The sequence below is a fragment of the Hydrogenophaga sp. BPS33 genome (assembly GCF_009859475.1).
Taxonomy (GTDB): domain Bacteria; phylum Pseudomonadota; class Gammaproteobacteria; order Burkholderiales; family Burkholderiaceae_C; genus Hydrogenophaga.
In genome coordinates, this window is the sequence record NZ_CP044549.1 from 1,232,236 (window position 1) to 1,256,394 (window position 24,159).

Here is a 24,159-nt window from a genome sequence, read left to right on the forward strand (position 1 = left end):
GCAGTGGAGTGAGAGGGGGGAGGAAAAAGTCGTGAGCAGGCATCGGCGGGTGGCGTGCTTCTTCACCATCCAGCGGGTGGTCTGCAGGACGGGAACGTTTGAGGTGTGCAAGACCCGTCGGACCCGGGTGGATTGAGGTCCACGAGGTACACCGCGCCGGCCTCAGGGGCTGAGGTGTCGGCCTGGTTGCCGTTGATGCCTTTGGCGTTGCTGCTTTCGCTGGGGGCGCCGAACGCCCATGTAAGGCCATTTCCCGAGAGGGTGACGGCACCCAGTTCGGCGCGTTCCCGGCTGTTGCTGGCCTTCACATAGGCTTGCTGACGCCAGGTGCTGCCCTCGCGGGTCAAGACATGGACGGCGCCCGATTCGACGACCGTGTTGCTGGTGGGGGTGGCATTGAAGCCGATGGCATTGCTGTTGTCATGGACCGCTCCCACAGCCAAGGTGTTGCCATCGCTGGTCAGGGCCAGCCGGATGCCGAAGTGGTTCAGCGTATGGGGGTAACTGCCTCTGAAAAGGGCTTGTTGATGCCAGTCGCCGGCGCTGAACGCGAAGACATAGGCGGCGCCGGCTTCGGGCATCGAGTCGCCCGGGCCGTTTTCCCTGTATGCGCCGACCGCCAGCGTGTGACCATCGGCCGACAGCGCCAAGCTCCATCCGAACTCTTCGTATGCCCCGATGTTGCTGGCCTTCAAGTAGCGCTGCTGGGTCCAGGTGCCCAAGTGGTCGCGGGTGAAGGTGTAGGCCGCGCCAGCACCTGGCTCGGACGTGTCGGCTTCGTTCCCGCCAAAGCCACTGGCTTCCCAGGATGCCCCCACCGCCAGCGTGTGGCCATCGCCGGAGAGGGCGACGCTGATGCCGAAGCCATGGTCGGGCTTGGTGTTGCTGGCTTTCACATAGGCCTGCTGGGTCCAGACGTCGGCCGGGTCGCGGGTGAAGACGTAGGCGGCGCCCGAGTAGTCCGCCAATTCATTGGGAACGCTGGTGGTGCCCGTGGTGTTGCTGCTTTCCCAGGGAGCGCCCACCGCCAATGTCCGACCGTCGGCCGACAACGCGACGCTCCATCCGAACCCATCCGACGCCCCGATGTTGCTGGCCTTCAGATACGTTTGCTGTGTCCACGTCGTGCCGTTTCGGGTGAAAACGTACGCGGCGCCAGCTTGAGCAAGGGAGTCGTCCCCGGGGTTGAAGATGCTGCTACTGGCTTCCCCATACGCCCCGACCGCCATTGTGTGACCGTCGGCCGAAAGCGCCAGGCTCGCGCCAAAATTGTCGAAGATGTCCGGGTCGCTGGCTTTCAAATGTGCCTGCTGAACCCAGGTGTTGCCGCTGCGCACGAAGATGTGCACCTCGCCCTCGCCGCTGATGGGTTGTGGCGATCCAACCGCCAGCGTGTTTCCGTCGGCCGACAGCACGGTGCTGGTGCCGAACTTGTCATCGGCTTTTGTGTTCGAGGATTTGATGTACTGAATCGCCATCTCCATCTCTGCCTGCGGCACCGGCGACCCTCCGCAACTCGCTAGCAACAACAGCAGAATGCCGGCAAGGTGGCGGGTTCGGCGCTTGAAGAGGCTGAGGTTCATGATGGGCAGGGGCTTTGGTCGAGATGCACACACCTTGTAGGGGCCGTTGGCCAAGGGGGTATGCCCAGAGGCGCCACACTGAGGAACACCCGCCCCTTCATGGGTTCCTTGAGCGCCCCGACTTTTCTATGATGGGCTATGGCTTCGACCTCCTCCGCCCTCAACGCTGCCGACGTGCTCGTGCTGCAACACCTCTTCGAAGATGGCCCGGGTTTCCTGGGCCAATGGCTGGATGCGCAAGGGATTGCCTGGCAGGTGCGCTGTGCCGAGGCGGGCGATCGGTATCCCGCCTCGGTGCGCGGCTACCGTGGCCTGGCGGTGCTCGGCGGGGCGTGGAGCGCGAACGACGAGCGCCCCACGCTGCGCCAGGCCGAGGGTCTCATCCGCGAGGCCGATGCGCTGGGCATTCCCGTGATCGGCCACTGCCTGGGTGGCCAGTTGATGGCCAAGGCGCTCGGCGGCCGGGTGGAGCGCCTGCAGCAGCCCGAGGTGGGCTGGTGGCCGATCGCGCACAACGGCAGCGCCATGGCGCGCGCTTGGTTCGGAGACGACACAATGCCCACCGTGTACCAGTGGCACCAGGACGGCTTTACCCAGTTGCCGCCGGGCGCAGAGCTGCTGGCTTCGTCAGCCGCCTGCGCGCACCAGGCCTTCGCGCTCGGGCCGCATCTGGCGATGCAGTTCCACATCGAGATCACGCCGCAGAAGATCGCTACGTGGTTGAAGGAACCGGGCGATGCCTACGCGGCGAAGGTGCTGCGGCACCGCGACAGCGTGCAAGACCCGGCGTCTATGACTGCGGCTACCCAGCGCTATCTCGCCGGCAGCGAGGCTTTGGCCGATCGCATCTACCGCCGTTGGCGCTCGGGCTGGCCCGATTAGGACGTGGCCGAGGCGTCTGCCGGCGGCTGGATCGACCGGGGCCGGCCTTCCATGTCGATCGCCACGTAGGTCAGCGTGGCTTCGGTGACCTTCACGTACTGGCCCTGCGACGAGAAACGCTCGGCATACACCTCGACCTCCACCGTGACCGAGGTGCGGCCCACGCGCGTGACGCGGCCGAAGAAGCTCAGGATGTCGCCCACGCGCACCGGCTGCTTGAAGATGAACTGGTTCACCGCCACCGTGGCCTGGCGCCCGCGCGTGATGCGGGCCGGCAGCACCGCACCCGCCAGGTCCATCTGGGCCATGACCCAGCCGCCGAAGATGTCGCCGTTGGCGTTGCAGTCGCCAGGCAGGGGGATGACCTTGAGGACCAGCTCGCGGTCGGTCGGCAGGGAGGTCGGGGCGGGGACGCTTGAATCTGGGGACATGGGCACAATCTCTGGATAACAAGCCCCATTCTCCCGCATGCGCCGCGACATTTCCTCTTCATCTCCTGTTTCCGCCTTGCCTGCCAGTGCCGGCTTGGCCGGTGCACCTCCCGCACCCCGCTCCGACTGGGCCACGCTCCAGCGCCTGTTGCCTTACCTGTGGCAATACAAGGGCCGGGTGGTGCTCGCGCTGGCCTTCATGGTGGCGGCCAAGATGGCCAACGTGGGCGTGCCGCTGCTGCTCAAGGAACTGGTCGACGCCATGACCATCCAGCCCGGCAGCGTGGCCTCGATGCTGGTGGTGCCCTTGGGGTTGCTGCTGGCGTACGGTTTGCTGCGCCTGTCCACCAGCGTGTTCACCGAACTGCGCGAACTGGTGTTCGCCAAGGCCACCGAGGGCGCCACGCGCAGCATTTCGCTGCAGGTGTTCGGGCATCTGCATGCGCTGAGCCTGCGATTTCACCTGGAGCGCCAGACCGGCGGCATGACGCGCGACATCGAGCGCGGCACGCGCGGCGTGCAGTCGCTCATCTCGTATTCGCTCTACAGCATCTTTCCCACGCTGATCGAGGTGGCCATGGTGCTCACCTTGCTGGGCACGAAGTTCGACATGGGCTACGTGTGGATTACCCTGGCAGCGCTGGTGCTGTACGTGACCTTCACCGTGACCGTGACCGAGTGGCGCACGAAATTCCGCCGGCAGATGAACGAGCTGGAGTCCACCAGCCAGAGCCGCGCCATCGACTCGCTGCTGAACTACGAAACCGTCAAGTATTTCAACAACGAGCAGTTCGAGGCGCACCGGTACGACGCGGCGCTGGAGAAGCTGCGCCGCGCGCGCATCAAGAGCCAGACCACCTTGTCCATGCTCAACGCCGGGCAGCAGGTGGTGATCGCCGTGGCGCTGGTGCTCATGCTCTGGCGCGCCACGCAGGGCGTGGTGAGTGGCGAGCTCACACTGGGCGACCTGGTCATGGTCAACGCCTTCATGATCCAGCTCTACATTCCGCTGGGATTCCTCGGCGTGCTGTACCGCGAGATCAAGCAGAGCCTGACCGATCTGGAAAAGATGTTCGCGCTGCTGGAGAAGGAACGCGAGATCGCCGATGTGCCCGGTGCGCAGCCGCTGGTGCTCGCTGGCGCGCCGGCGGTGAAGTTCGAGAACGTGCGCTTTTCGTATGAGCCTGCGCGCGAGATCCTGCACGGCATCAGCTTCGAGATTCCACCGGGCAAGACGGTGGCGGTGGTGGGGCCCTCGGGCTCGGGCAAGAGCACGCTGGCACGCCTGCTGTACCGGTTCTACGATGTAAGCAACGCGGACGAGGGCGGCCGGATCACCCTGGACGGGCAGGACGTCAAGAGCGTGACCCAGGCCAGCGTGCGCCAGGCGATCGGCATCGTGCCGCAGGACACGGTGCTGTTCAACGACACCATCGAATACAACATCCTCTACGGCCGCCCCGACGCGGGCCACGAGGCTGCGGTGCAGGCCGCGAAGGCCGCGCACATCCACGCCTTCATCGAGCGCCTGCCGCTGGGTTACCAGACCATGGTGGGTGAGCGCGGCCTCAAACTCTCGGGCGGTGAGAAGCAGCGCGTGGCCATTGCGCGCACGCTGCTGAAAAACCCGCCGATCGTGATCTTCGACGAGGCCACGTCGGCGCTGGACTCGGCCAACGAGCGGGCGATCCAGGCCGAGCTCAAGAGCGCGGCGCGCAACAAGACCACGCTGGTGATCGCGCACCGCCTGTCCACGGTGGTGGACGCGCACGAGATCCTGGTGCTGGTCAACGGCGAGATCGTGGAGCGCGGCACGCACGCCGACCTGGTGGGGCGTGGTGGCGTGTATGCCGGCATGTGGGCGCTGCAGCAGAGCGGCGCCGATTGATACGCACTACTTGATCGTGAGATCGCTCTTCTTGATGAAGTCGGCGATCTGCTGGGCCTCGTCGCGGTAGCTCTTGCCGAATTGCGCTGCCGTCTGGCGTTTGATGACCAGGCCCTCGCCCGCCAGCTTCTGAGCGATGGACGGGTCTTGCAAGGCTTTCCCGATGGCCGCGTTCAATTGGTCCACGATGGCGGTGGGCGTGCCAGGCGGTGCGAACACACCCAGCGCGCCACTGGCGTTCAGGCCAGGCGCGCCGTGGGCTGCCATCAGTGGCAAGTCCGGGAACAACGGGGAGGGGTCGGGCGATCCAATCGCCAGGGCGCGCACGTTGCCGGCTTGCAGCTGCCCCGCGGCCAGGGACGAAGAACTGAAAATGGCCTGAACCTGGCCGCCGAGCATGTCCTGCATCATCTGCGCCGCGCCCTTGTAGGGCACGGGCGTCATCTTCAGGCCGTAGGCGGCGTTCATGTGTTCCAGTGCGAAGTGGTTGGGCGAGCCGGTGCCACTGGTGCCGAAGTTGATCTTGCCCGGACGGCTTTTCACGTAGGCGACAAACTCGTCCAGGTTCTTGGCGGGGAAATCGGCGTTCACCAGCAGCAAGGTGGTGGGGCGGCCGACAGAGGCCACCGGCAGCAGGTCGCGGACCGGATCGAAGTTCAAGCTGCGGTCGGTGGCGGCAGCGATCTGAAGCGAGGTGTACGCCGTGAACAGAATGGTGTAGCCATCCGGCTTGGCGCGCGCGATGGTGCCACCCCCCACGGCACCGGCCGCACCGCCCTTGTTTTCGGGCACGACCTGTTGGCCGAGGATCCCGGTGAGCGTGGTGCCCAGCTGCCGTGCCACGGTATCGACAATGGCCCCGGGCGGGTAGCCGATGACCATGGTGATGGGGCGCGAAGGGTAGGCGGTCTGCGCGTTCGCGGTGATCGCCGTGAAAGCCAGCAGGCCTGCGAATGCCGCAAAGCCTCGGCGCCGCCACGGGGTGTGGGTGTCTTGCATCGTGTTGTCTCCTGGAAGTCGCCCGCCGCTTGCGGGTGCCGGCGATGATCCTAGGAGGAATGCAAGGCTTGCGCGGGTTTTGTTGGCTGCGTTTCGTTCAGCGAAACCGACCGGCTCAAGCCGCGCCGCTCTCGCGCTCGCGCAACCGGAAGCGCTGGATCTTCCCCGTCGCCGTCTTCGGCAATTCGGGGAGGAACTCGATGAAGCGCGGGTATTTGTAGGGCGCGAGTTTTTCTTTCACGAAGGCCTGCAGTTCGGCTTCGGTGGCCTTCGCTTCGGGCTTGAGCACCACGAAGGCCTTGGTCTTGGTCAGGCCGTCGGCATCGGTCTTGCCAATCACGGCGGCTTCCAGCACCGCCGGGTGCTGCACCAGCGTGGCCTCGACCTCGAACGGGCTCACGTAGATGCCGCTGACCTTGAGCATGTCGTCGTTGCGGCCGGCGTAGGTGCAGTAGCCGTCGGCGTCGCGCGTGTACTTGTCGCCGGCCTTGGTCCAGCCGCCCTGGAAGGTGTCGCGGCTCTTGCCGCGGTTGTTCCAGTACATCAGGGCGGCGCTGGGGCCGCGGATGTAGAGGTCGCCGATCTCGCCATCGGCCACCGGCCGGCCGTCTTCGCCGCGCAGTTCGATGTCGTAGCCTGGCACCGGCTTGCCGGTGGTGCCATAGCGCACGTCGCCAGGGCGGTTGGAGAGAAACACGTGCAGCATTTCGGTGGAGCCGATGCCGTCGATGATTTCCACGCCGAAGTGGTTCGTCCAGCGTTGGCCGATGTCTTGTGGGAGCGCTTCGCCGGCTGATGAACACAGGCGCAGGGCGACCTCGTTCCTCTTGGGCAGATCGGCCGCCGCGAGCATGCCGCCGTAACCCGTGGGCGCACCGTAGAACACGGTGGGTTTCTGGTCCACGAAGCGCTTGAAGCAGGCTTGCGGCGTGGGGCGCTCGGCCATCAGCACCACGCTGGCACCGACGCTGAGGGGGAAGGTGAGGGCATTGCCCAGGCCGTAGGCGAAGAACAGTTTGGCGGCGGAAAACACCACGTCGCTCTCGCGCAGACCGAGCACGGCCTTGCCGTAGAGCTCGGCCGTCCAGTACAGATTGGCCTGCGTGTGCACGGCTCCCTTGGGCGCGCCGGTGGAGCCGGAGGAAAACAGCCAGAACGCCGGTTCGTCGCCGTGGGTGTTGGCGGCGGCCTGCGCCGGGTCGTGGCGCGCGACGAGCTGGGCGAAGTCGTGCACGCCGTTGGGCAGCGCACCAGTGGCGCGCGAGGCGACGATGTGCCGCACCTCATGGCCACCTTCCTGCGCATCCAGCTTGTCCAGCGCGGTCTGCAGCGTAGGCAGCAAGGCGGCGGACACGAGGGCGGCCTGGGCGCGGCTGTTGGCCATCATGTACGCGTAGTCCTGTGCGGTGAGCAGCGTGTTCACCGCCACCGGCACCACGCCCGCGTGCAGCGCGCCCAGGAAGGCCACCACCCAATCGCTGCTGTCGTGCATGAGCAGCAGCACGCGTTCTTCGCGCCGCAGGCCGAGAGCGGTGAGCGCCGAGGAGAAGCGCAGTACCTGGTCCGCGAGCTGGCCGTAGGTGAGCGTGCCTTGGTCGTCGATCAGGGCGTTCTTCTCCGCGCGCCCGGCGTTGGTTTCGAGCAAATGGCGCGCGAAGTTGAAGCGCTCAGGGGGGGCGGCGACGTGGGGGGTGTTCATGGGCTTGTCTCCTCGTCGGATTTTTAGGGTCAGACGCTGAACGGTACGGCAGATGTGGCCAACACGTCCAGCGCGGCACTGCTGGCCTGCACCGCGCTGCGGCGGTGGTAGAAGCCGAGCGCGCGCAAGCCGCCCAGTTCTTCGCCGCCGCCGGCACGCCCCGGGCCTCCGTGCAAGGACATGGGCATCACATTGCCATGGCCGGTCTGGCTGGCCGCGACGTCGGGCGAGATAGCGTGCACGCGGCCATGGGCCGAGCCGAGTTCGAGCGCGGCGCTGGCGGTGAAGGTCGGGTCGGCGCTGAAGACCGAGCACACCAGCGAACCTTCGCCGCGGCGGATGAGTCCGTAGGCCTGTTCGATGCTGTCGTAGGCCATGAGCGTGGCCACTGGGCCGAACACTTCAACCTCGTGCAGCACCTTCGCCTTCGTGGGTTCGCGCGAACCCAGCAACACAGGCGCCACGCAGGCAGCCACCTTCGCGTCGGCATCCACCAGCGCGGCACTGCCGCCGTCGAACAGCAGCTCGGCCTCGGCGCGCAACTTGGCGATGCCTTCGATCACGCTGGCTTTCTGCTCCTGGCTCACCAGAGATCCCATGCGCACGGTCTCCGTGCGCGGGTTGCCCACGCTGGTTTTGGCCAGCTTGGCACCGATGGCCTGCGCGGCGGCATCAAAGAGCGCGCGCGGCACGAACACGCGCCGGATCGCGGTGCACTTCTGGCCGGACTTCACCGTCATCTCGCGCGCCACTTCGCTCACGAGCAAGGTGAAGGCTTCGCTGTCGGCGGTGGCCGCCGGGTCGAGCAGGGCACTGTTGAGGCTGTCGGCCTCGATGTTGCAGCGCACCGAACGTTCGGCCACGGCGGGGTGGCTGCGGATGATGCGCGCGGTCTCGGCCGAGCCGGTGAACGAGACCACGTCGAACGGTTGCAGCTGGTCCATCAGCCCGGCGGAGGAGCCGCAGACCACCGAGAGCGCGCCCGGCGGCAGGATGTTGGCGTCGATCACGTCCTTCACCATGCGTTGCGTGAGCCAGGCGGTGGCGGTGGCCGGCTTGACGATCACCGGCACGCCCGAGAGCAGCGCCGGCGCGGCCTTCTCCCACAGTCCCCAGCTCGGGAAATTGAAGGCGTTGATGAACAGCGCCACGCCGTGGGTGGGCTGCAGGATGTGCTGGGTCTGGAACACCGGGTCCTTGCCCATGCGGAGGCGTTCGCCATCGAGCAGGGCCCGGGCGCTGCCCAGGGCTTCGCCCTGCTTGGCGTAGTAACCCAGGGTGAAGATGCCGCCGTCGATGTCGACCGCCGAGTCCTTGGTGGTGGTGCCCGAGTTGGCGGTGGCGATCTCGTAATAGGCGTCACGGTGGGCCTGCAGCACCTTGACGATGGCGGCGAGCATGCCGGCGCGTTCGCCGTAGCTCAGTGCGCGCAAGGCCTTGCCGCCTTTTTCGCGCGCGAAGGCGAACCCGGCGGCCAGATCGAGCCCGGCGCTGCTCACGCGGGCGATCTCGGTGCCGAGCACCGGGTCGAACAGCGGCGTGCCGGCGCCAGTGCCGCTTTGCCATTGGCCGCCGAGGAAGTTGGGAAGCAGGGTGCTGGTGGTCATGCGTGTCTCGCTGGTGTGTCGTGGAAGCCGCCCGCCGGCGCTGGCCGCAGGCACTGAATGGCGCTATAAATGCACTATCTTGCGCTTTTGGGATTGTGCATTAAAGTGCATGTCTTGACGCTTGGCAAGCCCGTCCAGCGTTTTCCTGCACTGCTCCTTGAAAGGCTAGCTCTTCATGAACGTCGAAGACAACGGCGTGATGGTGTCCTCCGAAGTGAAGGCGCCCATGGCCGATGAAGAACCGCCGCGGCATCCTTTTCTGGTCGCGCTGGGCGAACGGGTGCGCACCCTGCGTTCGCGCCGGGGCATGACGCGCAAGGCGGTGGCGGTGGCGGCCGACGTGTCCGAGCGGCATCTGGCCAATCTGGAGTACGGCACGGGCAACGCCTCCATCCTGGTGCTGCTGCAGGTGGCGCAGGCGCTGCACTGCTCGCTCGCGGAACTCATTGGAGATGTGAGTACAAGCTCACCGGAGTGGCTCCTGATCCGGGAACTGCTGGAAAAGCGCAACGAAACGGACTTGCGGCGCGCGCGCATCGCCATCGGCGGTTTGCTGGGTGGCAGCGCGGCCGCTGGCGAGGATCCCCGGCGCAAGGCGCGCATCGCCCTGATCGGCCTGCGCGGCGCGGGCAAATCCACGCTGGGGCAGCGCCTGGCCGACGACCTGGGGTTTGCCTTCATCGAGCTCAGCCGTGAGATCGAGAAATTCGCCGGCTGCAGCATCAACGAGATCCATTCGCTGTATGGCACGCCGGCCTACCGCCGTTACGAGCGGCGCGCGCTGGAAGAGGCGATCCAGATCTATCCCGAGGTGGTCATCGCCACGCCCGGCGGACTGGTCTCCGATGCGACCAATTTCAACCTGCTGCTCTCCCACTGCACCACGGTGTGGCTGCAGGCCGATCCGGCCGACCACATGGGCCGCGTGGCCGCGCAGGGCGACATGCGACCGATGGCCGCCAGCCGCGAGGCGATGGAGGACTTGAAGCGCATCCTGGCCGGACGCTCGGCCTTCTATTCCAAGGCCGACATGGCGTTCGACACCAGCGCCTACAACCTCGAAGACGCCTTCCAGGCGCTGCGGATCCAAGTGCGCGAGGCGATCGGCCTGGACATGTAACATGCATAAAAGTGCATTGACGGTCTTGAGTTTGTGAAATATTATTCACGTCACCAGGTTCAAGCCGGCATTTGAGTGCAGCTGGTTGGGCCTGATTCCACCGTGGGTCAGAGGCCCGCGGATGCCCCAGATCCCCAGACACAGCCGGAGACTTCCCATGAGCGCCACCGCAACGCCCCCCGCCGTCGACTACCGCACCCAGCCCGACCAGTACCGCCACGTGAAGCTGGCCTTCGATGGCGCGATCGCCACCCTGTCGATCGACATCGACGAAGACGCCGGCATCCGCCCCGGCTACAAGCTCAAGCTCAACAGCTACGACCTCGGTGTGGACATCGAGCTGCACGACGCGCTCAACCGCGTGCGCTTCGAGCACCCCGAGGTGCGCACCGTGGTCGTCACCAGCGCCAAGGACCGCGTGTTCTGCTCCGGCGCCAACATCTTCATGCTCGGCCTCTCCAGCCATGCCTGGAAAGTGAACTTCTGCAAGTTCACGAACGAAACCCGCAACGGCATCGAGGACTCCTCCAAGTACAGTGGCCTGAGGTTCGTCGCCGCGCTCAACGGCGCGTGCGCTGGCGGTGGCTACGAGCTGGCCCTGGCCTGCGACGAGATCGTGCTGGTGGACGACCGCTCCTCCGCCGTGTCGCTGCCCGAAGTGCCGCTGCTCGGCGTGCTGCCGGGCACCGGCGGCCTCACCCGCGTGACCGACAAGCGCCACGTGCGCCACGACCTGGCCGACATCTTCTGCACCACCAGCGAAGGTGTGCGTGGCCAGAAGGCGGTGGACTGGCGCCTGGTCGATTCCATCGTCAAACCGCAGAAGTTTGCCGAGCATGTGAAAGAACGCGCCACCGCGCTGGCCGCGCAGAGCGACCGGCCCGCCAATGGCAAGGGCGTGGCCTTGCCGCGCGTGGAGCGCAAGGACAGCGCCGACGGCATTCACTACGCCTATGTGAACGTGGCGATCGACCGCGCCAAGCGCAACGTGACCATCACCGTGAAAGCGCCCACCGGTGCGCAACCGAAGGACATCGCCGGCATCGAGGCCGCGGGTACCGCGTGGTGGCCGCTGCAGATGGCGCGCGAACTCGACGACGCCATCCTGTGCTTGCGCACCAACGAGCTGGACATGGGCACGTGGCTGCTCAAGACCGAAGGCGATGCGGCCGCCGTGCTCGCCAGCGACGCGCTGATGCTCGCGAACAAGGACCACTGGTTCGTGCGCGAAACCCTGGGCCTGATGCGCCGCACGTTTGCGCGTCTGGACGTGTCTTCGCGCAGCCTGTTTGCGCTGATCGAATCCGGTTCGTGCTTCGCCGGCTCGCTGGCCGAGCTGGCCTTCTGTGCCGACCGCGCCTACATGCTGGCCCTGCCCGACGACGCGGACGCCGCGCCCAAGATGCAGCTGGGCGAGTTCAACTTCGGCTACCTGCCCATGGTCAACGAGCAGTCGCGCCTGCAGCGCCGCTTCTATGAAGAGACCGGGCCGATGGAAGCCGCACGCGGCGCGATCGGCAAGGCGCTGGACGCGGACGCCGCGCTGGCCCTCGGCCTGGTGACCGCCGCGCCGGACGACATCGACTGGGCCGACGAGGTGCGCATGGCGATGGAAGAGCGCGCGGCCATGTCGCCCGATGCGCTCACTGGCCTGGAAGCCAACCTGCGTTTCGCGCAGAAGGAAAACATGGCCACCCGCATCTTCGGCCGCCTCACCGCCTGGCAAAACTGGATCTTCATCCGCCCGAACGCCGTGGGCGAAAAAGGCGCGTTGAAGGTCTACGGCAAAGGCGACAAAGCGGCTTTCGATTTCAACCGCGTCTGATCCCATCCCAGCCACCGAACACGAGGAACCAGGACATGTCCACGATCAATTACAGCGAAAAGATCCCCAACAACGTCAACCTCTCCGAAGACCGCACGCTGCAGCGCGCGCTCGAAGGCTGGCAGCCCAACTTCATCAACTGGTGGGACGACGTGGGCCCCGAGGGTTCGACCAACCACGAGGTCTACCTGCGCACCGCGGTCAGTGTGGACCCGCAAGGCTGGGCGCAGTTCGGCCACGTGAAGATGCGCGACTACCGCTGGGGCATCTTCCTGAACCCGGGCGATGCCGAGCGCAAGATCCATTTCGGTGACAACCTGGGCGAGAAGGCCTGGCAGGACGTGCCCGGCGAACACCGCGCCAACCTGCGCCGCATCATCGTCACGCAGGGCGACACCGAACCCGCGTCGGTCGAACAGCAGCGCCACCTGGGCCTGACCGCGCCCAGCATGTACGACCTGCGCAACCTGTTCCAGATCAACGTGGAAGAAGGCCGCCACCTGTGGGCCATGGTCTACCTGCTGCACAAGCACTTCGGCCGCGATGGCCGCGAAGAAGCCGAGGCGCTGCTGCAGCGCACCTCGGGCGACCAGGACAACCCGCGCATCCTGGGCGCGTTCAATGAGAAGACGCCCGACTGGCTGGCCTTCTTCATGTTCACCTACTTCACCGACCGCGACGGCAAGTTCCAGCTCTCCGCGCTGGCCGAGTCCGCGTTCGACCCGCTGGCCCGCACGACCAAGTTCATGCTGACCGAGGAAGCGCACCACATGTTCGTGGGCGAGAGCGGCGTCTCGCGCGTGCTCACCCGCACCGCGCAGGTGATGAACGAACTCAAGACCGATGACCCTGCCAAGGTGCGCGCGGCTGGCGCCATCGACCTCGGCACCATCCAGCGTTACCTGAACTTCCACTACTCGGTGACCATCGACCTCTTCGGCGCCGACCAGTCGAGCAACGCCGCCATCTTCTACAGCTCGGGCCTCAAGGGCCGGTACGAAGAAGGCAAGCGCAGCGACGACCACGTGCTCAAGGGCCAGACCTACAAGGTGCTCGAAGTGAAGGACGGCAAGCTCGTCGAGAAGGACGTGCCCATGCTCAACGCGCTCAACGAAGTGCTGCGCGACGACTTCATCGCCGACTCCGTGGCCGGTGTGAACCGCTGGAACAAGGTGCTGGAGAAGGCCGGCATTCCGACGCGCCTGACCGTGCCGCACAAGGCGTTCAACCGCCAGATCGGTGCGCTGGCCGGCATCAAGATGTCGCCCGATGGCCGCGTGGTGAGCGAGGCCGAGTGGGAAGCCAAGAAGAGCGAATGGCTGCCGACGCCGGAAGACTTCGCCTTCGTCGCCTCGCTCATGGGCCGCGTGGTCGACCCAGGCAAGTTCGCCGGCTGGATCGCGCCGCCGGTGATGGGCATCAACCGGCAGCCGGTCGATTTTGAATATGTGCGCTTCGGCTAAGTGCATCACTCCCTCTCCCGCTTGCGGGAGAGGGTTGGGGTGAGGCAAATCGAATGCATCTGCGCAGCGACCATCTACTCCCTCTCCCGCTTGCGGGAGAGGGTTGGGGTGAGGGTCTCCGCACGCTGATACCCTCACCCTGCCCTCTCCCGCACGCGGGAGAGGGTTCCCCATGCAGGAGAGACCCATGAACGCCATTGCCGAAACCGCTGTCATCAAGCAGCACCTGATCGATCCCGAGATCTGCATCCGCTGCAACACCTGCGAAGCAATCTGCCCGGTGCAGGCGATCACGCACGACAACCTCAACTACGTGGTCGATGCCTCCAAGTGCAACCTGTGCATGGACTGCATCTCGCCGTGCCCCACCGGCTCGATCGACAACTGGCGCAGCATGCCGCGCATTCGCGCCTACTCGATCGAGGAGCAGCTGAAGTGGGAAGAACTGCCCGCCGAATTGCCGCCGGAAGAACTTGAAGGGCTGGTCGATGCCGACCCCGAAGCCGCCGTGGCACCCACGCCGGCCGCGCCGCCGGCGGTGGTGAAGGACCCGAGCGGCCAGGAGACCTTCAACTCCTCGGCCTTCGGCGCCACGCTGCCACCCTGGTCGGCCGCGCATGCCTACAGCAACATCTACGGCCCCAAGGCCACGCAGAAAACCGTGACGGCCACGGTGGTGGGCAACGTGCGCGTGACCGAAGTCGGCAAGACCGCCGGCAGCGACTACGACACGCACCACATCGTGCTGGACTTCGGCGCCATGCCGTTTCCGGTGCTGGAGGGGCAGAGCATCGGCGTGGTGCCGCCGGGCGTCGACGACATCGGCCGCAAGCACCACCCGCGCCAGTACTCCATCGCCAGCCCGCGCAACGGCGAGCGCCCGGGCTACAACAACCTCTCGCTCACCATCAAGCGCGTGCTGCAAGACCACGACGGCGACCCTGTGCGCGGCGTGGCGAGCAACTACATGTGCGACCTCCAGGTGGGCGACAAGGTGGAGGTGATCGGCCCGTTCGGCACCAGCTTCCTGATGCCGAACCACCCGCGTTCGAACATCGTGATGATCTGCACCGGCACCGGCAGCGCACCCATGCGCGCCATGACGGAATGGCGCCGCCGCCTGCGCGCCTCGGGCAAGTTCGAAGGCGGCAAGCTCATGCTGTTCTTCGGCGCGCGCACGCAGGAAGAGCTGCCGTACTTTGGCCCGCTGCAAAGCCTGCCCAAGGACTTCATCGACATCAACTTCGCCTTCAGCCGCACGCCCGGCCAGCCCAAGCGCTACGTGCAGGACGCGATGCGCGAGCGCGCGGCCGATCTTGCGCAGTTGGTGCAGGACCCGAACACTTTCTTCTATGTCTGCGGTCTGAAGAGCATGGAAGAGGGCGTGGTACTCGCGCTGCGCGACGTGGTGCAAGGTGCGGGCCTGAACTGGGACACGGTGGGCGGTGCGCTCAAGCGCGAAGGCCGGTTGCACCTGGAGACGTACTGATCTCTTGCGTCCGTCCGGTTTCGCGCAGACGGGGTGGGTGATCCAGCGCTTTCTCACAGGATGGTGGTGGTGCCCGCGGGCGCAGGCCCATTTCGCGGTTGCCACAGAGTGGGCGCGCCCACCCGGTGTTGACGGCATGGTGCATGCGCGCACGGGAAACCGCCCGCGACGGGGGCCGGAGAACGCGGGTGCCGCCGCCGTCCTGGCGCGAGGTAGCCGCCTGAAACGCAACGAGGACCCAAGAGGCAATGGGACGAGAGCGCGGCCAGAACGCTGTGGGGAATAAACTCGGTTCCCTCCCCGCACACCCCCAATAACGCCATGAGCCGAGACGTTCACATCATTGACCACCCCCTGGTCCAGCACAAGCTCACGCTGATGCGCCGCAAAGACACCAGCACCAAGAGCTTCCGCGAGCTGGTGCACGAGCTGAGCGCGTTGCTCGCCTACGAGATCACGCGCGACATGCCCATGCAGGAGATCGAGATCGAAACGCCGCTGGAGAAGATGACTTCGCGCGTGATCGACGGTAAGAAGGTGGTGCTGGCCTCCATCCTGCGCGCCGGCAACGGTTTCCTGGACGGCATGCTGCAGGTCATTCCTGGCGCGCGCGTCGGGCACATCGGCCTGTACCGCGACCCCGCCACGCTCAAGGCGGTGGAGTACTACTTCAAGATGCCGCAGGGCATGGAAGAGCGCGACGTGATCGTGCTCGACCCGATGCTGGCCACCGGCAACTCGGCGGTGATGGCGGTGGACCGGTTGAAGAAAACCCAGCCGCGCTCGATCCGCTTCGTCTGCCTGGTGACCTGCCCCGAGGGCCTGAAAACCTTTCACGACGCGCACCCCGACGTGCCGGTCTACACGCCGGCGGTGGACCGTGGACTCAACGAGCACGGCTACATCGTGCCGGGGCTGGGCGACGCGGGCGATCGGATTTTCGGCACGAAGTAGGCTCCCCCCGCGCCGCGCCTGCGGCGCGTCACCCCTCAGGGGCAATGCCTGTGGCCTGGCAAAGCCAGTTCCACGGCATTTCTGGATGGGCATTGAACCGGGTTCGCATCGTTCTGGGGAACCAATGGGTGTGAGCCTTGCCCCAATGGGGCGATCTTTCTTGCGGTAACGTCCACCTCCATGAACACCTCGCCCCGTCCATTGCCCATCCGCTTCTGGAACCTGGGTTGGTCTTCCCTGGTCCGTGATTGGCGTGCGGGCGAGCTGCGCCTGCTCATGCTCGCCGTCACGCTGGCCGTGGCCGCGCTCACCGCGGTGGGCTTCTTTGCCGATCGGCTGCAGGGCGGTTTGCAGCGCGATGCGCGGGCGCTGATCGGCGGCGATGCGGTGGTGCGCAGCGACAACGCGCCGCCCGACACGTTCGGGGCCAAGGCGCGCGAACTGGGCCTGTCGGTGGTGCAGACCCTTACCTTCCCCACCATGGGCCGCGCGCGCGACGAAGACGGCGGCTCGGCGCGCCTGGTGGCGCTCAAGTCGGTGGGCGAGGGCTATCCCCTGCGCGGCGCGCTGCGCGTGGCCGACGCGCTGGACGCGCCCGATGCCGTCACGCGCGAGATTCCTGCGCCCGGCACCGCCTGGGTCGATGGCGCCCTGCTCGCCGCGCTCGACCTGAAAGTGGGCCAGGCCCTGCTGCTGGGCGACAGCAGCTTCACCATCACCAAGCTGATCGCCGCCGAACCCGACCGCGGCGGTGGCTTCATGAGCTTCGCGCCACGCGTCATGCTCAACAACGCCGATTTGCCCGCCACCGGCCTGGTGCAGCCGGCCAGCCGCCTGAACTACCGCCTTGCGGTGGCAGGCGACGATGGGCGGGTGGGCCAGTTCACCCGCTGGGCGAAACAAGCCATTGAGCAGCGCGAGGTGCGCGGCCTGCGGCTGGAGGCCCTGGAAAGCGGCCAACCCGAAATGCAGCGCACGCTGGGGCGCGCCGAACAGTTCCTCAACCTGGTGGCCCTGCTGGCCGCGCTGCTGTGCGCCGTGGCCGTGGCGATCGCCGCGCGCGGCTTCGCCCAGCGCCACCTGGACGACTGCGCCATGCTGCGCGTGCTCGGGCTCTCGCAAGGCACCATGGCGCGCGCCTACACCTTCGAATTCGCGCTCACCGGTCTGATCGCCAGTGCGCTGGGCGTGGTGATCGGCTACGCGGTGCACCACGTGTTTGTGGTGCTGCTCGCCGGCCTGGTTGACGCGAGCCTGCCCGCGCCCGGCGTCACGCCCGTGCTGCTCGGCCTGGGCATGGGCTTGACGCTGATGATGGCCTTCGGCCTGCCGCCAGTGCTGCAACTGGCGCAGGTGCCGCCGCTGCGCGTGATCCGCCGCGACGTCGGCCAGCTCAAGCCGGCCACGCTGGTGGTGCTCGGCGTGGGCCTGCTGGGTTTTGCGGTGCTGCTCATGGCGGCCAGCCGCGACCTGCTGCTCGGCGGCATCGCGGTGGGCGGCTTTGCGGGTGCGGTGCTGCTCTTCGCGCTGGCCAGCCTGGGCGCGGTGCGCCTGCTGCGTGCCAGCGTGAACGAAAATACTGCGCCGCGCGCCCTCGTCATGGCCACGCGCCAGTTCACCGCGCGCCCGGCCTATGCGGTGGTGCAGATCAGCGCGCTGGCCGTGGGCCTGCTGGCGCTGGTGCTGCTGGTGCTGCTGCGCACCGACCTCATCTCCAGCTGGCGCAACGCCACGCCGCCCGACGTGCCCAACCGCTTCGTCATCAACGTGCAGCCCGAACAAAGCGAAGCCTTCCAGCAGGCGCTGCGCAAGGCCGGCGTGGAGCGCTACGACTGGCACACCATGATCCGGGGGCGCCTGGTCAGCATCAATGGCAAGACCGTGAACCCCGACGACTTCGAAGGCGAACGCGCACAGCGCCTGGTGGACCGCGAGTTCAACCTCTCCAACATGGCGCAGGTGCCCGAGCACAACCCCATCGTCGCGGGCAAGTGGACCGAGAACGAGGCCGATGCGCTCAGCGTGGAAGAGGGTCTGGCCGAAGAACTCGGCCTGAAGCTCGGTGACCGCATGGCATTCGACATCGCGGGCCAGGTGAGCGAAGGGCGCATCACCAGCCTGCGCAAGGTCGACTGGGGCTCCATGCGCGTGAACTTCGTTGTGGTGTTTCCGGTGGCCGACGTGCCCAATGTGCCAGTGAGCTACATCAGCGCCTTCCGCGCCCCCGAGGCCGCCAACGGCCAGACGGGCAGCAACGGATTCGACAACGCGCTGGTGCGCGAATTCCCCAACATCACCAACGTCGACATGACGCAGACCATCGCCCAGGTGCAGCGCGTGCTCGGGCAGGTGATCGGCGCGGTGGAGTTTCTGTTCGCCTTCACGCTGGCCGCCGGCCTGGTGGTGCTGCTCACGGCCATCACCGCCACGCGGGGGGAGCGCGAGCGCGAGTTCGCGATCCTGCGCGCGGTGGGTGCCGGCTCGGGTCTGCTGCAGCAGGTGCAGCGCATCGAACTGCTGGGCGTCGGTTTGCTCGCCGGCTTCCTGGCCTCGGTGGTGGCCGTGATCGTGGGTTGGGCATTGGCGCGCTATGTGTTCCAGTTCGCCTGGACCGCATCGCCCTGGGTGCCGCTGGCCGGCGCCATCGCGGGCGCAGTGCTCGCGCTGATGGCCGGTTGGTGGGGGCTGCGCAGTGTGCTGCGCACGCCCGTGGTGGAAACCTTGCGCAAAGCTGCTGTGTGAGCGTCTGAGATGAATATTCCTTTGTACAAACCCCAAGAACCCACGCGCCACGCCACGCCCTTCGAGTGGATCGGCAGCGAAGAAAAAGTGCGCGAACTGGTCGAGCGTTTCTACGACCTGATGGACATCGAGCCGGGCTACGCCGCCTTGCGCGCCACGCACGGCAGTACCTTGGAGAACGCGCGGCAGCGCCTCTTCTGGTTCCTGTGCGGCTGGCTGGGCGGCCCACAGCACTACACCGAAAAGTTCGGCCACCCGATGCTGCGCGCGCGCCACATGCCCTTTGCCATTGGCATCCAGGAGCGCGACCAGTGGCTGGCGTGCATGGACCAGGCGATGGGCGAGACCGGGGTGGACGAGGCCTTGCGCGAGCGGCTCAGGACCAGTTTTTTCCAGACGGCGGATTGGATGCGGAACACGCCGCGGTAGTTGCTCTTCATCGTGCGACTGAGTCGGGCCACCCGCCACGGGTGGTGTGGATTCCGCGTGGCGGCGTAGCATATCCAGCATCCCTTGGGGGCGGCCACTGGCGGCGGTTCCCGTATTTCTGCTGCCATGCCCCACACCGACTCCGGCTCCAAAGTCCGCTTCTGCAGCGTCCCCGATCTGATTCGCGACATGGCGCTAAAACGGCCCCACGCCATCGCTCTGATCTGTGGCGGCCAGCGAATCACCTACTGCGAACTCGATGCGCTCGCCGCACGCGTTGCAGCGTCGTTGCAGCGCGATGGCCTGCGCCGGGGCGACACTGTGGCGGTCTGCGCAGCGCCTTCCATTGCCTACGTGGCCGTGTTCCTTGGCGCCGTGCGGGTGGGCGTGGTGGTGGCGCCGTTGGCGGCCACGGCCACACCGGAATCCTTGGCGGCCATGGTGCACAACGCCCGGGCCAGCCTGCTATTCGCCGATTCGAGTACAACTGCATGGGTGCGCAACGCAGGCCTGGGTGACATCTGCCTGGTGCTGGAGCCGGGCAGCGCCAGCCTGGGCACCTGGCTGGTGCACGAAGGCAAGCTGCCAGCGCCGGTGGAGATCGCGCCGGACTGGGCTTTCAACATCATCTACTCGTCCGGCACCACGGGCTCTCCCAAAGGCATCGTGCAGACGCACGAACGGCGAGTCGCCCAGGTTTCGCGCCGCGACTTGCTCGGCTACGGAACGGATTCGGTGACGCTATTGGCCACACCGCTGTATTCCAACACCACGCTGGTGGCGCTCTTCCCAACCCTGGTCGCCGGTGGCACCGCCGTGTTGATGCCCAAGTTCGACGCGCGGGGTTTTCTGGTGCTTGCCGAACAGGAGCGCGCTACCCATACCATGCTGGTGCCGGTGCAATACCAGCGCATCCTGGCCGAGCCTGGGTTCGACAGCTTTGACCTGACCCGCTTCCGCATGAAGCTCTGCGCCGGTGCTCCCTTCTCGGCGGCACACAAGCGCGAAGTGCTGCGGCGCTGGCCGGGAGGCCTGATCGAGATGTACGGCACCACTGAAGGCGGCGGGAGTTGCATGCTGGATGCGCAGCGCTACCCGGACAAGCTTCACACCGTGGGCAAGCCTTCCGCGGGAAGCGAGTTTCAGGTGATTGACGAGCAAGGCCATGTCTTGCCGCAGGGAGAGACGGGCGAGATCGTCGGCAGGGCTACCACCATGATGGAGCGCTACCACGGCCAGGCGGCCAGCGAGGCAATCGAATGGTTCGACGCGCAGGGCCGTCGCTTTCTGCGCAGCGGCGATGTGGGCTACTTCGACGCCGACGGGTTCCTGGTGCTCGTGGATCGCCGCAAGGACATGATCATCAGCGGCGGTTTCAACATCTACCCAAGTGACCTGGAGCAGCAGCTGCGTCGGCACCCGCAGGTGCAGGACGCAGCGGTCATCGGCGTGCCTTCAGAACGCTGGGGCGAGACGCCGGTGGCGTTTGTGATTCCTCGGCGCGGCAGCCATCTGGACACGCAGGAAGCGCTGGCCTGGTGCAACGCGAAGCTGGGCAAGACCCAGCGCCTGGCGGACCTGTACCTGGTGGCGGACTTCCCGAGAAACCCGCTCGGCAAAGTGCTCAAGCGCGAGCTGCGCGAGGTCTACAACGCCTCCACGTCAGCCCCCCCGCCGGGGGGGGCGACATAGTAGCCATGCGGATGCAGACTTCGGCCACACCTCCACTCTATAAAGCCGAAGTCCTATGAGTCAGAAAACCTTTATTGCCGGAGTCGGCATGGTCCCCTTTACCAAACCCGGCGCGAGTCCGACCTATGTCGAAATGGGCGCCGATGCCGTGCGTCGCGCGCTGGCCGATGCGGGCATTTCGTACGACAAGATCCAATCTGCATATGCGGGCTATGTGTACGGTGACTCCACCTGTGGCCAGACCGTTCTCTACGAAGTCGGCCGCACGGGTATTCCCATTTTCAACGTCAACAACAATTGCTCCACCGGCTCGAGTGCACTCCTGCTGGCGCGCACCGCCGTCGAGTTGGGACAAGTAGATTGCGCACTGGCCGTTGGATTCGAGCAGATGCAGTCGGGCGCGCTGCGTTCGCATTGGGACGATCGGCCGCAGACGCGCACGCGCTTTCATCCGATCTGGCAAGGCCTTACGCCCGATGCCGAGGGTGTGCCCCGCGCGGTGCGGTGCTTCGCCGGCGCCGGGCGCGAGCACATGCAGAAATACGGCACGAAGCTGGAGACGTTTGCGGCCATCCGCGCCAAGGCCAGCCGCCACGCCGTGAACAACCCGCTGGCCATTTTCCGCCAGGAGCTGACGGTGGAGGACGTGATGAACGACAAGGCCATCTGGCCCGGTGTGGCGACGCGCCTCATGGCATGCCCGCCCACGTGCGGCGCGGCGGCAGCCATTGTGGTGTCGGAAAAATTTGCCCGCCGCCATGGCCTTCGCACCGACGTACAGATCCTCGCGCAGTCGATGGTGACGGACCTGGTCGAGTCCTTCGACCCGCCCTCGATGATCAGCTACGTGGGTTTTCACATGTCGCGCGCGACAGCGCAAAGCGTGTATGAAAAAAGCGGCGTGGACCCAAAGGATGTGCGCGTGTGCGAGCTGCACGATTGTTTTGCCCACAACGAACTGCTCACCTACGAGGCCATTGGTCTCTGCCCGGAAGGGGAAGCCGAGCGGTTTGTGCTGGACGGCGACAACACCTACGGCGGCCAATGCGTGACCAATCCTTCGGGTGGCCTGCTTTCCAAGGGTCACCCTCTGGGTGCCACCGGATTGGCGCAGTGCTACGAGCTCACGCATCAGCTGCGCGGCACGGCCGACGCCCGCCAGGTGGACAACCTGGACATTGCCCTGCAACACAACCTGGGGCTGGGCGGGGCCTGCGTGGTGACGCTGTACGGCCGCGCCGACGCGCACTAGGAAGCAGGCGGAAATCCCCAGAAAGGAGAAAGACAAAGCATGCACAGAACTCTGGAATCCAAAGTCGCCATCGTCACCGGTGCTGGCCGCGGCATCGGCCGCGCCGTGGCGCTCAAGCTGGCGAGCGCCGGTGCAGCCGTCGTCGTCAACGACCTGGACGAGTCACCCGCGCTCGACGTCGTCGCTGAAATCGAGCAGGCCGGCGGCCGGGCGCTGGCGCTTGCTGGAAGCGTGACCGCACCGGACTTCGGCACGCGCACCGTGGCCGCCACGCTCGATGCCTTTGGCGCTATCGACATCATCATCAACAACGCCGGCTACACCTGGGACAACGTGATCCAGAAGATGACCGACGAACAGTTCGAGGCCATCCTCACCTGTCATCTCACGGCGCCCTTCCGGCTGCTGCGCGCTGCGCAACCCTACCTGCGCAGTGTGAGCGCCGCCGAAGAAGCGCAGGGCCGGGAGGTGTTCCGCAAGGTGGTCAATGTCTCGTCGGTGTCGGGCACCGGAGGCAATGCCGGCCAGGCCAATTATTCGGCGGCCAAGGCCGGCATCATCGGGCTGACCAAGTCGCTTGCCAAGGAGTGGGGACGCATGAAGGTCAACGTCAACTGCGTCGCATTCGGCGCGATCGAGACACGGCTCACCCAACGCGTGCCGCAAGGCGGGGAAGCCTTCGTGTCCATCGAAGGACGCGAGATCCGAGTGGGCATACCGGCCGACCGCGCCACCGCGCCGGGACGCGAGATTCCGCTGGGACGGCTGGGCACACCCGAAGAAGCAGCCGGTTCGATCTACCTGTTCTGCCTGCCCGAGTCCGACTACATCAGCGGCCAGACCATCATCTGCGGCGGCGGCCGTGGTGGCTTCTGAGCCGCCTCCTTCAATCAGCGGCGGAGACACATCAACGTGACTGCACAAGCATACATCGCGGGCGTCGGCATGACGCCATTCAAGAAGCCTGGCGACAACGAACCGTACCCACAAATGGCCCAGGCCGCCGTGCGCGCGGCGCTCGCCGACGCCGGCCTGGACTATTCGAAGATCCAGCAGGCCTATGTGGGCTACGTCTATGCCGACTCGACCGCCGGGCAGCGCGCGCTGTACGAGGTCGGTATGAGCGGCGTGCCCATCGTCAACGTCAACAACAACTGCTCCACTGGTTCGACTGCGCTGTTCCTGGCGCGGCAAGCCGTGCAGAGCGGGGCGGCCGAGTGCGTGCTGGCGCTGGGGTTCGAACAGATGAAGCCCGGGCCTCTCGGTTCGGCCTGGCCCGATCGGCCCAGCCCCTTTGACCGTTTCAACCAGACCACCGACGAACTCATGGGCGCCAAGGACTTGCCCCGCGTGCTACGCTACTTTGCGGGTGCGGGGCGCGACCACATGGCGCAGTACGGCACCAAGCTATCGACCTTTGCCAAGATCCGCGCCAAGGCCAGTCGGCATGCGGCAAACAACCCGCTCGCCTTGTTCCGCACTCCGCTGAGCGAAGACGACGTACTCGCATCCCCCTCGCTGCTGGAAGGGCTCATGACGCGGCTCATGGCCTGCCCGCCCACCTGCGGCGCCGCAGCGGCCATCGTATGTTCTGAGGCGTTTGCCGAGCGCCACGGCCTCAGGCGAGACGTGCGCGTTGTGGCACAAAGCATGACCACCGACAGGCCCGAGGTTTTCGAATCGGGCGATATGCGCGAACTGGTGGGTTTTGGCATGGCGAAGGAAGCGGCGCGGCAGGTCTACGAGCAGGCTGGCATCGGGCCGCAGGATGTGGATGTGGTCGAGCTGCACGACTGCTTTGCGCAGAACGAGTTGCTCACCTACGAATCGCTGGGCTTGTGCCAGGAAGGCGAGGCCGAAGCCTTCGTGTGCGATGGCGACAACACCTACGGCGGGCGCGTGGTCACCAACCCGTCCGGTGGCCTGCTGTCCAAGGGCCATCCGCTAGGTGCCACTGGCTTGGCCCAATGTTTTGAGTTGACGCATCAGTTGCGCGGCACGGCCGAGGCGCGGCAGGTCGAGGGAGCTCGGCTGGCCCTGCAGCACAACCTGGGCATGGGGGGCGCTTGCGTCGTCACGCTCTACGAACGCGTCTGAGGAAGCA

The 24,159-nt window shown here is 66.2% G+C and carries 18 protein-coding genes; 13 read left to right on the forward strand and 5 right to left on the reverse strand.

Annotated elements, in window-relative coordinates:
- Positions 1-62 precede the first annotated feature (62 nt).
- Entirely contained in the window at positions 63-1,583 is a 1,521-nt protein-coding gene (locus F9K07_RS05835) for an FG-GAP repeat protein (protein ID WP_159590281.1), read from the reverse strand.
- 138 nt (positions 1,584-1,721) lie between these two features.
- Here F9K07_RS05835 and F9K07_RS05840 point away from each other — a divergent pair, with 138 nt between their 5' ends.
- Entirely contained in the window at positions 1,722-2,465 is a 744-nt protein-coding gene (locus F9K07_RS05840) for a type 1 glutamine amidotransferase (RefSeq protein WP_159590283.1), read from the forward strand.
- Here F9K07_RS05840 and F9K07_RS05845 read toward each other — a convergent pair.
- Entirely contained in the window at positions 2,462-2,896 is a 435-nt protein-coding gene (locus tag F9K07_RS05845) for an acyl-CoA thioesterase (protein WP_159590285.1), read from the reverse strand. The two genes, F9K07_RS05840 and F9K07_RS05845, sit on opposite strands and share 4 nt — an antisense overlap.
- Before the next feature lie 37 nt (positions 2,897-2,933).
- Between F9K07_RS05845 and F9K07_RS05850 the strand changes: the two genes are divergently transcribed.
- Positions 2,934-4,784, forward strand: coding sequence for an ABCB family ABC transporter ATP-binding protein/permease (locus F9K07_RS05850; RefSeq protein ID WP_159590287.1), 1,851 nt, complete (start codon positions 2,934-2,936; stop codon positions 4,782-4,784).
- Between the two features lie 6 nt (positions 4,785-4,790).
- Here F9K07_RS05850 and F9K07_RS05855 read toward each other — a convergent pair whose 3' ends face one another.
- From F9K07_RS05855 to F9K07_RS05865, 3 genes are all read right to left on the reverse strand, one after another.
- Positions 4,791-5,783 carry a Bug family tripartite tricarboxylate transporter substrate binding protein gene (locus F9K07_RS05855; protein ID WP_159590289.1) on the reverse strand — a complete coding sequence of 331 codons (993 nt, stop codon included), beginning with the start codon at positions 5,781-5,783 and terminating at the stop codon, positions 4,791-4,793.
- A 115-nt stretch (positions 5,784-5,898) separates the two neighbouring features.
- Complete coding sequence (locus F9K07_RS05860; RefSeq protein WP_159590291.1) at positions 5,899-7,482, reverse strand: benzoate-CoA ligase family protein; 1,584 nt, start codon at positions 7,480-7,482, stop codon at positions 5,899-5,901.
- A gap of 29 nt (positions 7,483-7,511) precedes the next feature.
- Positions 7,512-9,089, reverse strand: a complete 1,578-nt coding sequence (locus F9K07_RS05865; RefSeq protein WP_159590293.1) for a 3,4-dehydroadipyl-CoA semialdehyde dehydrogenase — start codon at positions 9,087-9,089, stop codon at positions 7,512-7,514.
- Between the two features lie 199 nt (positions 9,090-9,288).
- On the opposite strand from F9K07_RS05865, the gene F9K07_RS05870 reads away from it, so the two are divergent.
- The 11 genes from F9K07_RS05870 (at position 9,289) to F9K07_RS05920 (ending at position 24,152) form a co-directional block, all read left to right on the forward strand.
- A complete protein-coding gene (locus tag F9K07_RS05870) occupies positions 9,289-10,209 on the forward strand; it encodes a helix-turn-helix transcriptional regulator (RefSeq protein ID WP_159596832.1) in 921 nt (306 codons plus the stop codon).
- Between the two features lie 157 nt (positions 10,210-10,366).
- A complete protein-coding gene (gene boxC / locus F9K07_RS05875) occupies positions 10,367-12,034 on the forward strand; it encodes a 2,3-epoxybenzoyl-CoA dihydrolase (RefSeq protein WP_159590295.1) in 1,668 nt (555 codons plus the stop codon).
- Positions 12,035-12,069: 35 nt separating this feature from the next.
- Complete coding sequence (gene boxB, locus F9K07_RS05880) at positions 12,070-13,497, forward strand: benzoyl-CoA 2,3-epoxidase subunit BoxB (RefSeq protein WP_159590297.1); 1,428 nt, start codon at positions 12,070-12,072, stop codon at positions 13,495-13,497.
- A 187-nt stretch (positions 13,498-13,684) separates the two neighbouring features.
- Positions 13,685-14,986 carry a benzoyl-CoA 2,3-epoxidase subunit BoxA gene (boxA, locus tag F9K07_RS05885; protein ID WP_159590299.1) on the forward strand — a complete coding sequence of 434 codons (1,302 nt, stop codon included), beginning with the start codon at positions 13,685-13,687 and terminating at the stop codon, positions 14,984-14,986.
- 321 nt (positions 14,987-15,307) lie between these two features.
- Positions 15,308-15,940, forward strand: coding sequence for a uracil phosphoribosyltransferase (gene upp / locus F9K07_RS05890; protein WP_159590301.1), 633 nt, complete (start codon positions 15,308-15,310; stop codon positions 15,938-15,940).
- 180 nt (positions 15,941-16,120) lie between these two features.
- Positions 16,121-18,682, forward strand: a complete 2,562-nt coding sequence (locus F9K07_RS05895; protein WP_159590303.1) for an ABC transporter permease — start codon at positions 16,121-16,123, stop codon at positions 18,680-18,682.
- A 9-nt stretch (positions 18,683-18,691) separates the two neighbouring features.
- A complete protein-coding gene (locus F9K07_RS05900; RefSeq protein ID WP_159590305.1) occupies positions 18,692-19,111 on the forward strand; it encodes a group II truncated hemoglobin in 420 nt (139 codons plus the stop codon).
- Between the two features lie 126 nt (positions 19,112-19,237).
- Positions 19,238-20,803 carry a class I adenylate-forming enzyme family protein gene (locus F9K07_RS05905; RefSeq protein ID WP_159590307.1) on the forward strand — a complete coding sequence of 522 codons (1,566 nt, stop codon included), beginning with the start codon at positions 19,238-19,240 and terminating at the stop codon, positions 20,801-20,803.
- A gap of 55 nt (positions 20,804-20,858) precedes the next feature.
- Complete coding sequence (locus tag F9K07_RS05910; RefSeq protein WP_159590309.1) at positions 20,859-22,055, forward strand: lipid-transfer protein; 1,197 nt, start codon at positions 20,859-20,861, stop codon at positions 22,053-22,055.
- Between the two features lie 39 nt (positions 22,056-22,094).
- Entirely contained in the window at positions 22,095-22,931 is an 837-nt protein-coding gene (locus F9K07_RS05915; RefSeq protein WP_159590311.1) for an SDR family NAD(P)-dependent oxidoreductase, read from the forward strand.
- Positions 22,932-22,967: 36 nt separating this feature from the next.
- Complete coding sequence (locus tag F9K07_RS05920; protein ID WP_159590313.1) at positions 22,968-24,152, forward strand: lipid-transfer protein; 1,185 nt, start codon at positions 22,968-22,970, stop codon at positions 24,150-24,152.
- Positions 24,153-24,159 lie beyond the last annotated feature (7 nt).